This window comes from Pedobacter terrae, assembly GCF_900100705.1.
Taxonomy (GTDB): Bacteria; Bacteroidota; Bacteroidia; order Sphingobacteriales; family Sphingobacteriaceae; genus Pedobacter; species Pedobacter terrae.
On record NZ_FNCH01000001.1, the window covers coordinates 715,077 to 724,660 of the forward strand.

Below are 9,584 nucleotides of genomic sequence, written 5' to 3' on the forward strand. Positions count from 1 at the left end.
TAAGATATTCCCCCCTTACCGAAGAACATTGTCAATCCCGAGAGCTGGGGAAATCAAAAAAAACAGATGCAGTCCAGATAAATCGGCATTAACCAACCTGAGACGCATGAGCTCAGGCATTAACAACAAAGTCCAAGCTAATTTTAAAGCCTATTGCATTAAGATTCCCAATCTAGTTGGGAATGACGATCCCTCGTATATAGCTTGCTAAAAAAAACATGCTGATTTAATAATTGTCTCAAACACCCCTGTAATTTTTCGTTTTTAGCAAGGTTAACTCCAAAATCCGTTCCCTATCTTTACATTCAACAAAAGATAAAACGTTATGACAAAATCACTTTGGATAAATCTTCCGGTAAAAGACATTAATAAATCAAAAGCATTTTTTAGGCAACTTGGTTTTACGCTTAACCTTCAATATGGCGTGCGTGAAGATTCGGCCTGCTTTTTAGTAGGAGAAAGCAATTTGGTCATTATGCTTTTCGAAGAAGACCTTTATGAGAGTTTTGTAGGAACCAGCATTGCCGATAAACGTAATGGCAGCGAAGTATTATTCTCCTTTGATGCAGAAAGTCCGGAAGAAGTAGATAGTCTTGCACAAAAAGTGGTAGCTGCCGGTGGCACACTTTATGGCGAACCTGGCTATAAAGATGGCTGGATGTATGGCTGTGGTTTTGTTGATCTGGATGGTCAAAAATGGAATATCCTTTACATGGACATGAGCAAAATGCCTTTGGGTTAATTTTTTTTAAAGAAATATAAGTCGCAGTCACATTTCCTGGTCGTAGCGTCGCGCTACGACCCAAAAACACTTAAATTTCTACTAAAGCCGATTTTATAGCTTCGTAAATATAATCAAGATCTTCATCACTGATGATATCTGGTGGAAGGATATAGATAATATTGACCAATGGTCTTAATATAATTCCTTTTTCTAAAAAATAAGAATACAATAAGTTACGAAGATTACTTAAATAAGAAGTTTCATTACCTGTTTCCCACTCAATGGCAATAATGGTTCCTGTTTGCCTTACGGCTTTAACTTTAGGGTACGCTTTAATCTCCAATAAAAATGCAGCGTGTTTAGCCTCAATCCTTTTAATATTGGCCAATGTTTCTTTCTGCAATAAAATATCTTTCTGGTCGTAGCGTCACGCTACGACCCAAAAACACTTAAATTTCTACTAAAGCCGATTTTATAGCTTCGTAAATGTAGTCAAGATCTTCATCACTGATGATATATGGTGGAAGGATATAGATAATATTGCCCAATGGTCTTAATATAATTCCTTTTTCTAAAAAATAAGAATACAATAAGTTACGAAGATTACTTAAATAAGAAGTTTCATTACCTGTTTCCCACTCAATGGCAATAATGGTTCCTGTTTGCCTTACGGCTTTAACTTTAGGGTACGCTTTAATCTCTAATAAAAAGGCAGCGTGTTTAGCCTCAATCCTTTTAATATTGGCCAATGTTTCTTTCTGTAATAAAATATCCAAACTTGCTAATGAAGCAACACAGGCAATCGGATTTGCAGTAAAAGAATGTCCGTGGTAGAGTGTTTTTAATTTATCTTCACTTAAAAAAGCTGTAAATATTTCATCCGTACAGGTAGTGATTCCCAAAGGCATCGTACCACCGGTTAAACCTTTACTTAAACAGATAATATCAGGCTTATTGTCAAGTTTCTCGCATGCAAAGTAAGTACCGGTCCGTCCAAAGCCGGTCATTACCTCATCTGCAATAATTAAAATCCCTGCTTGCTTACTGGCAGCAATTAGTTCATCAAGGTATTTTGCTTCATACATCAGCATCCCCCCAGAACCTAAAATTAAGGGTTCAAAAATGAAACAAGCGGTATCGGTAAGCTGTGAAATGTAAGATGTAAGATGTGAGATATTGTCTTCATTAGGCAGATCGATAAAATCGACATCAAATAATAAACTATTGAAAGCATCAGTAAAAATACTGCGTCCGCTTACCGACATGGCACCAAAAGTATCACCGTGGTAGGCATTTTTGAAGGCCAGAATTCGGGTTTTAGGTTTCCCCTTGTTATCCCAATACTGCAGACACATTTTTAAGGCTACCTCTACCGCTGTTGATCCGTTATCAGTGTAAAAAACTTTATCTTGTTTGCCTGGTAATATGGGTAATAACCTTTCTGCAAGCAACACGGCAGGCTCATGTGTAAAACCTGCAAAAATTACATGTTCCAATATATTAAGCTGTTCTGCTACCTTTTTTGCGATATGTGGATGTGCGTGCCCATGAATATTCACCCACCAGGACGAAACTGCATCGATATACCTTTTGCCATTTTCGTCAAACACATAAACACCCTCTCCCTTTACAATCGGGATGTGCGGCAATGCATTTTTCATTTGGGTATAAGGATGCCAGATTACTTTGCTATCGCGTTCGGTTAAATTGAGTTCGGAACTTGGCGTTTGGAGTTTGGAGATATCTGACATAAAAATTTACAATTTACCTAAATATTGGTTCTTTAAGAGCTGGACTACGGTTTTATCTGTTTTAAAAGTGATTTCTTCAATATTTAAATCTTCTATCTTCACCCACCTGAAGGCCTGAAGAATTTCTCCCTCTCCATCGAAATCGTAGATTTTATCTTTAAAAGTCAATTGCAGGGGTGCTTTTTCTGTAACCAGATAATACACACTAATTACCTGACTATCATTAAAAGATGATTTTTCATAAAAATCGGTGGTGTAAAAATGTGATAGTACGTCAATTTCGGCTTCACATTCTTCCACAAATTCACGCTTTAATCCATCAATCAGGCCTTCGCCCAACTCTAAACCACCACCAGGAAATTTACTAAAACGAAATCCGTATTCTTCTTCATCACTCACCAAAACCTCGTTATTGTGGTTAATTAAAAGTCCGTAAACGCGGACATTAAAGTAGCTCATTTTCGAAATGCTTTTTATTTTTAATTACGATTTCAGGTGTCCACACAATTTCTTTTTTAAAAGACTCTGCCCTTACCGGACATTTGCTCATGTGGCAATAATGACAGCACTCGGGCAAACAAGGGTCAGCATGGATAAACAGCTCAGCTTTGCGCACGCCATTTGAATTAATCAGTTCATCAATCTGAGAAATTTCCCGGTGAACCTGATTTAAATCGAAATAATAGGGCAATGTTACATGGCAATCAATATGAAATTCAGGACCATATTGCTGGGTACGTAGATTATGTACATCAATCCAGGGATTATGCCGGTTCTTTTGCAACACTTCCACTACTTCTTCAACCAGGGTAAAATCGCTTTCATCCATCAAACCACCTACTGAACCACGGGTAAGTTTATAGCCAGAATAAACAATGTAAAAGCCTACCAAAAAGGAAAGTAAGCTATCCAGCCAAATAATATTTGTTAACTGAATTAAAATCAGTCCGATTACAATCGCTACACTAGTATAAGTATCCGTTAACAGGTGTTCACCATCGGCCTGCAAAGTGATCGAATGCTCCCTTTTACCTATTTTGATTAAGTACAGGCCAACAATCATATTAATCAGCCCGGTAATGCCAATAATTAACGTTCCGGTTAATAACTCGCCCACCACATGCGGATAAATGAGGTTATATGATGACTTGAAAATAATTACCACGCCGGCAATCAAAATCAATATCCCTTCCACAAAAGCAGAAAAAAACTCAACTTTTCCGTGCCCATAAGGATGATTTTCATCGCGGGGACGTGTACTCAGGTAAATGCTATAAAAAGCGAAACTACCGGCTATTACATTTACAATACTCTCTGCCGCATCGGTTAAAATCGCATTAGATCCTGTAATAAAATATGCAACAAACTTGGCCAACATCAGCACCACACTCACCACCAGTGAAATTATTATTGCTATCTTTTTTACCGACACGAGAATATTTTTTTTCAAAAATACGCTTATCGGATAAATTAAATGAGAAAAACTATGTCTTTTTTAGTGCAGAATAATATTTGGTTTATATATTTGCGCTCAAAGTAATTAACCATGAGCACCTTATCTAAAAGAATCAACAGTCTATCAGAATCTGCAACCCTTAAAATGACCAAACTTGGCCGCGAACTAGCTTCAAAAGGCATCAATATAATCAGTTTAAGCGTTGGTGAGCCCGATTTTAATACGCCAGACCATGTTAAAAATGCTGCTAAACAAGCATTAGATGACAATTACACCCGATATTCGCCAGTACCGGGCTATCCAGATCTGCGCCAGGCCATTGTAAATAAGCTAAAGACAGAAAACAACCTGGATTATGATATTTCTCAGATTGTGGTTTCAACAGGTGCAAAACAATCTTTATCCAATGTGATCTTAACCCTGATTAATCCGGATGATGAAGTAATTATCCCAACACCTTACTGGGTTTCTTATTCGGAGATGGTTACCCTGGCAGAAGGGAAATCTGTTTTTATCGATACAGATATAGAAAGTAATTTCAAAATCACCCCTGCCCAGTTAGAAGCGGCCATTACGCCGAAATCGAAATTATTTATGTTTTCTTCACCATGTAACCCAACAGGTTCGGTTTACAGTAAAGAAGAACTGGCGGCTTTAGTAGAAGTTTTCGAGAAAAACCCTAATATCTATATTCTTTCTGATGAGATTTACGAGCATATCAACTTTGTTGATAAACATGAATCTATTGCACAATTTGACAGCATTAAAGATCGTGTAATCATTGTTAACGGTTTCTCTAAAGCTTTTGCCATGACGGGTTGGAGACTAGGATACATCGCTGCTAATAGAGAAATTGCAGCGGCCAACGATAAATTGCAGGGACAAACCACTTCTGGCACATGTTCTATTGCACAAAGAGCCGGAATTGTAGCTTACGAGCAAGGTTTGGCTAGCGTTTTAGAAATGAAAGAAGCGTTTTTACGTCGGAGAGAATTGGTTTACAATCTTCTAAATGAAATTCCGGGTGTAAAAACTAATCTTCCAGATGGTGCTTTTTACTTTTTTCCTGAAATCAGCTCTTTCTTTGGTAAAAAAGATGCCGACGGAAATGTGATTAAAGATTCCTCAGACCTGGCTTTGTATTTATTAAACGTAGGTCACGTAGCAACTGTAGGCGGCGATTCGTTTGGTAACAATAACTACATCCGTTTATCTTATGCCGCGTCTGACGAAAGTTTGGTTGAAGCGTTAAGAAGAATTAAAGAAGCTTTAGGTAAATTAGCCTAGTCGACTGGCTGTTTTCAGTTAACAGATTTTAATTAACTTCATATAAGAAAATTCCATGTTAATTATGTTTAACATGGAATTTTTTATTTATATCACCGTTATCTCAAGAAAGAAGGTTTGTCATCTCGACTGATGCCCAGTCCCGAACGTTCGGGAGAGCGGTCTATTGCAATAGATTTCTCGACTGCGTTGCACTCCGCTCGAAATGACGATACGGTGTTTGAAAATGAAAGTCAGTATTTCTTCCGATGCTACAGCCCTTATCCTAGTGGTTGGTGTCGCACCCACCACCTAATGATTTATTTTATCATTTGAAAATGAAAGCAAGTATTTCATCGGGAACTGTAGTCCTTCTTTCCGTTCCTAGTCCTCTCCCGATGAAAAATCGGGATTGCGGGCTATCCACTGCAATAAGGTTTATGGATCGCAGACCCGTGTAAATGCAAACAGCCAAATGATAACTGCAAACTGGTAACTGCAAACTGATAACTGCAAACTGTCTTAGCTTCTGATCTAGTGGTCGGTGTCGCACAGACCACCTAATGATATTTAATTATTTGAAAATGAAGGCCGCTATTTCATCGGGAGTTGTAGTCCTTCTTTCCGCTACTAGTCCTCTCCCGATGAAAAATCGGGATTGCGGGCTATCCACTTCAATAAGGTTTATGGATCGCAGACCGTGCAAATGCAAACTGTACAAACTGGCACCTGTCAACTGGTAACTGCAAATTATCCTATCCTAATGGTTGGTGTCGCGCCGACCACCTAATGATTTCTTTTATCATTTGAAAATGAAAGCAAGTATTTCATCGGGAGCTATGGTCCTTCTTTCTGTTGCTAATCCTCTCCCGATGAAAAATCGGGATTGCGGGCTATCCACTTCAATAAGGTTTATGGATCGCAGACCGTGTAAATGCAAACAGCCAATGGATAACTGCAAACTGGTAACTGGTAACTGCAAACTGTTCTAGCTTCTGATCGCCTCAACAGGGTCTAATCTCGAAGCCGCGTACGCTGGCCAAAAACCAGAAATTGTACCGATAATAATGGATATTCCAATGCCTAAAGCAATATTATTTAAGCCCAATATGATATGAAAGTCTGTGGCTGCCCCAATACCCAACGCGAGCAAAAAGACGAGTAACAACCCCAGTAAACCACCTAAAATACAAAGTGAAATAGACTCGAAAATAAATTGAAGCAAGATAAAATAGTTTTTTGCACCCAGTGATTTTTGGATACCTATAATATTGGTCCGTTCCTTAACTGATACAAACATGATATTGGCAATACTAAAACCGCCAACCAAAATAGAGAATCCACCAATTACCCAACCGGCAATATTTACCATCTTAAACATCGAATCTAACTGGTTAGAAATAATGGTCGTTTTATTTAGCGCAAAATCTTCTTCTTTGCCAGGTTTAATTCTATGGATGGAACGCATTAAACCCTTTAATTCGCTTTCAACTTCTTCTAAACTCACATTATCTTTACCACGAACGGTAATTTGTGGACCATAACGTTCATTTTGGATATCTAAAACACCTTTTGCAAAAGCAATAGGAATATTTACATTTTTATCAAGAGAAGTACCTAACATATCTTCCCCCTCTTTTTTAAAAACACCAATCACAGTTAACCTTCTCCCTAAAATCTGTACTTGTTTACCCACTGCCGCATCTCCATTAAAAAGTCCATCGGCTATATCAGAGCCTAAAATACAAACAGGGGATCCATTTTTACTTTCATTTTCAGTAAAATAACGTCCATCCTGAAGCTCGAAATTCCAGGTTTTATTAAAATCATGCGATGCCGCCCAAACCGAAATTCCTTCAACTGAGTTACTTCTGTATTTGATAACCCTATCGCTAGCTGATATTTCGAATGTAACGCCCTGAGCATTTTCAATTCGCTCGCGGAGCGCTTCAAAATCCCGCAATGAAGGCTGAGGGCGGTTCATATATTTCCACCAGGGGTAATTGTCACCAAAACTCCAGGGCCATTTTTGAATATAAATAGTATTAGAGCCAAGTTTATCTACACTGGCCTGCAACTTTCCACGAAAGGTATCTACCGCAGAAAATACAGCTATAATGGTAAAAATACCGATCGTTATAGCCAGAAGCGATAACATGGTGCGTAATTTATTCTGGCGCAATGCATCAAATGCAAATCGGAAACTCTCGCCTATCAGCCTAAAGATTATCATAATTAAAAGTTAGATGCAAAGCATTTGAAAAGGTTACAGTTTATCTTCAAAACTAGTTAATTTAATGTCTATCCATGCAATCATAGTACGGTATAATTTGATTTAAAATGATCAAAACATAATGTATACAAATTGCGTTTGATAAAATACGGAAAAGAAAAATTAAATTCGTATTTTTGCACCTCAAAAAATTCATCAAGAATGAAATTATCACAATTCAAATTCAACTTACCTGAATCGTTAGTAGCCAATAATCCGGCAGAACAACGCGACGAAGCTCGCCTAATGGTTTTACACAAAGACAGCGGTAAAATTGAACATAAAATTTTCAAAGACGTTTTAGGTTATTTCGATGACAAAGACGTCATGATATTAAATAACACTAAGGTTTTTCCTGCACGTTTATATGGTAATAAAGAAAAAACCGGTGCAACCATTGAGGTTTTCTTGTTACGTGAATTAAATAAGGAATTACGTTTATGGGATGTGTTGGTAGATCCGGCACGTAAAATCCGCGTAGGTAATAAGTTATACTTTGGCGACGACGATTTACTGGTTGCGGAGGTTGTAGACAACACTACATCACGTGGTCGTACCATCCGTTTCTTGTTTGAAGGTACAGACGAAGAATTCAGAAAAAATGTTGAAATTTTGGGTGAAACTCCTCTTCCTAAGTACATTAAGCGTAAAGCTACTGCTGAAGATAAAGAACGTTATCAAACTATTTTCGCTAAGCACGAAGGTGCAGTAGCAGCTCCAACTGCAGGTTTACACTTCAGTCGCGAATTGATGAAACGTCTTGAACTTAAAGGTGTAGAATTTGCTGAAGTAACTTTACACGTTGGTTTAGGTACTTTCAGAACAGTTGAGGTAGAAGACTTAACCAAACACAAAATGGATTCTGAGCAGTTTATTATCGAACCAAAAGATGCGGGCATTGTAAACAAAGCGATAGAAGAAAAAAGGAAAATCTGTGCGGTAGGAACTACGTCTATGCGTGCTATCGAATCGGCTGTTTCTGCGAACAGAACATTAAAAGCGGCTAACGACTGGACCAGCAAGTTTATCTTTCCTCCTTACGACTTCAGTATTGCAAATTCTATGATTACCAATTTCCATACACCAGAATCTACTTTATTGATGATGGTAAGTGCATTTGGCGGATACGAAAATGTGATGAACGCATATGAAGTTGCAGTAAAAGAAAAATACAAATTTTATAGCTATGGGGATGCCATGCTAATTATATAAGTTTTGTGGTTGGCGTTTGGCGGTTTAGCGCTAAACGCCTTACCCTAAACGCTCAACTATGAAATACTACGCTATAATTGTAGCAGGCGGTTCTGGAAATCGGATGCAAACAGAAACCCCGAAACAATTTCTACTGCTTAAAAACCTCCCGGTTTTAATGCACACCATAAAGGCCTTTGCGGCAAGCGATACACAACCCAAAATTTTATTGGTTTTAAATAAAGATCAACAGGCTTACTGGGACAGGTTATGTAAAGAATTTAATTTTCATATACCACACCAGGTTATTGATGGTGGTACAGAACGTTTTCATTCGGTTAAAAATGCGGTTTATACGATTGAAGAAGATAGCTATGTAGCCATCCACGATGCCGTTCGTCCGCTCGTCTCAAAAACACTGATTGATAGCTGTTTTACTGAAGCAGTCAAACAGGGCAATGTTATTGCAGCGGTACAATCCAGCGATAGCGTACGTTTACTTAAAAACAGCAAAACATCGGCTTTAAAACGCGATGAAATCTATTTGGTGCAAACACCACAAACTTTTAACCTTAATATCCTTAAAGAAGCTTACAAACAGGAATTCAGCACCCATTTCACAGATGATGCAAGTGTTGTAGAATCTATCGGGTATGAGATCAATATCATTGAAGGAGAAAGAGCGAATATTAAAATTACCTATCCAATTGATTTGGAACTTGCAGAATTGTTATTAAAAACCTGAGTTCGGCTATTAATATTGCCTCTTAGTAGCTTATGCCGTCTTTTTTCATTGCGTCACCCTGATCCGATAGCTCCTATGTTTACAAATGTTTAATTTAGTAAGCATAAAGTGAAAAGGATCGAGAGTAGACCGATGGCAAAATAACTCATGAAGTATATTGACCGATAGATACTACCTCT

9 protein-coding genes are annotated in these 9,584 nt (G+C 38.0%); 4 read left to right on the top strand and 5 right to left on the bottom strand.

Features of this window, described 5'->3' with window-relative positions; translation table 11 throughout:
- Positions 1 to 325 precede the first annotated feature (325 nt).
- Positions 326 to 742: a VOC family protein gene (locus BLR60_RS03110; protein ID WP_090496618.1), complete on the top strand. Its 417-nt coding sequence runs from the start codon at positions 326 to 328 to the stop codon at positions 740 to 742.
- Positions 743 to 812: 70 nt separating this feature from the next.
- Here the strand turns inward: BLR60_RS03110 and BLR60_RS03115 are convergent, their stop codons facing one another.
- The 4 genes from BLR60_RS03115 to BLR60_RS03130 are packed head-to-tail and all read right to left on the bottom strand — an operon-like array spanning position 813 to position 3,907.
- Positions 813 to 1,127 (bottom strand): aminotransferase class III-fold pyridoxal phosphate-dependent enzyme, encoded by a 315-nt coding sequence (locus BLR60_RS03115; RefSeq protein WP_244155576.1) that lies wholly within the window; start codon positions 1,125 to 1,127, stop codon positions 813 to 815.
- Between the two features lie 46 nt (positions 1,128 to 1,173).
- Complete coding sequence (gene bioA, locus BLR60_RS03120) at positions 1,174 to 2,475, bottom strand: adenosylmethionine--8-amino-7-oxononanoate transaminase (RefSeq protein WP_090496622.1); 1,302 nt, start codon at positions 2,473 to 2,475, stop codon at positions 1,174 to 1,176.
- A gap of 6 nt (positions 2,476 to 2,481) precedes the next feature.
- The gene (locus tag BLR60_RS03125; RefSeq protein WP_090496624.1) at positions 2,482 to 2,934 is read right to left on the bottom strand and encodes an NUDIX domain-containing protein; all 453 of its coding nucleotides are present in this window, start codon (positions 2,932 to 2,934) and stop codon (positions 2,482 to 2,484) included.
- A complete protein-coding gene (locus tag BLR60_RS03130; protein ID WP_090496626.1) occupies positions 2,921 to 3,907 on the bottom strand; it encodes a cation diffusion facilitator family transporter in 987 nt (328 codons plus the stop codon). Before BLR60_RS03130 ends, BLR60_RS03125 begins: the two co-directional genes overlap by 14 nt.
- Positions 3,908 to 4,021: 114 nt before the next feature.
- Here BLR60_RS03130 and BLR60_RS03135 point away from each other — a divergent pair, with 114 nt between their 5' ends.
- Positions 4,022 to 5,218 (top strand): pyridoxal phosphate-dependent aminotransferase, encoded by a 1,197-nt coding sequence (locus BLR60_RS03135; RefSeq protein ID WP_208600555.1) that lies wholly within the window; start codon positions 4,022 to 4,024, stop codon positions 5,216 to 5,218.
- Between the two features lie 967 nt (positions 5,219 to 6,185).
- On the opposite strand, the gene BLR60_RS03140 is transcribed toward BLR60_RS03135, so the two are convergent.
- Entirely contained in the window at positions 6,186 to 7,430 is a 1,245-nt protein-coding gene (locus BLR60_RS03140) for an ABC transporter permease (protein ID WP_090496628.1), read from the bottom strand.
- Positions 7,431 to 7,631: 201 nt separating this feature from the next.
- Between BLR60_RS03140 and queA the strand changes: the two genes are divergently transcribed.
- Positions 7,632 to 8,681: a tRNA preQ1(34) S-adenosylmethionine ribosyltransferase-isomerase QueA gene (gene queA / locus BLR60_RS03145; RefSeq protein ID WP_090496630.1), complete on the top strand. Its 1,050-nt coding sequence runs from the start codon at positions 7,632 to 7,634 to the stop codon at positions 8,679 to 8,681.
- 58 nt (positions 8,682 to 8,739) lie between these two features.
- On the top strand, positions 8,740 to 9,405 hold the full coding sequence (locus BLR60_RS03150) for a 2-C-methyl-D-erythritol 4-phosphate cytidylyltransferase (protein WP_090496632.1): 666 nt from the start codon (positions 8,740 to 8,742) through the stop codon (positions 9,403 to 9,405).
- Positions 9,406 to 9,584: the final 179 nt, after the last annotated feature.

Bases quoted from the DNA above. Each gene is read 5' to 3' on its own strand.
- queA (WP_090496630.1), top strand. From the start codon at position 7,632: ATGAAATTATCACAATTCAAATTCAACTTACCTGAATCGTTAGTAGCC.
- BLR60_RS03125 (WP_090496624.1), bottom strand. From the start codon at position 2,934: ATGAGCTACTTTAATGTCCGCGTTTACGGACTTTTAATTAACCACAAT.
- BLR60_RS03135 (WP_208600555.1), top strand. From the start codon at position 4,022: ATGAGCACCTTATCTAAAAGAATCAACAGTCTATCAGAATCTGCAACC.
- BLR60_RS03110 (WP_090496618.1), top strand. From the start codon at position 326: ATGACAAAATCACTTTGGATAAATCTTCCGGTAAAAGACATTAATAAA.
- BLR60_RS03150 (WP_090496632.1), top strand. From the start codon at position 8,740: ATGAAATACTACGCTATAATTGTAGCAGGCGGTTCTGGAAATCGGATG.
- bioA (WP_090496622.1), bottom strand. From the start codon at position 2,475: ATGTCAGATATCTCCAAACTCCAAACGCCAAGTTCCGAACTCAATTTA.
- BLR60_RS03140 (WP_090496628.1), bottom strand. From the start codon at position 7,430: ATGATAATCTTTAGGCTGATAGGCGAGAGTTTCCGATTTGCATTTGAT.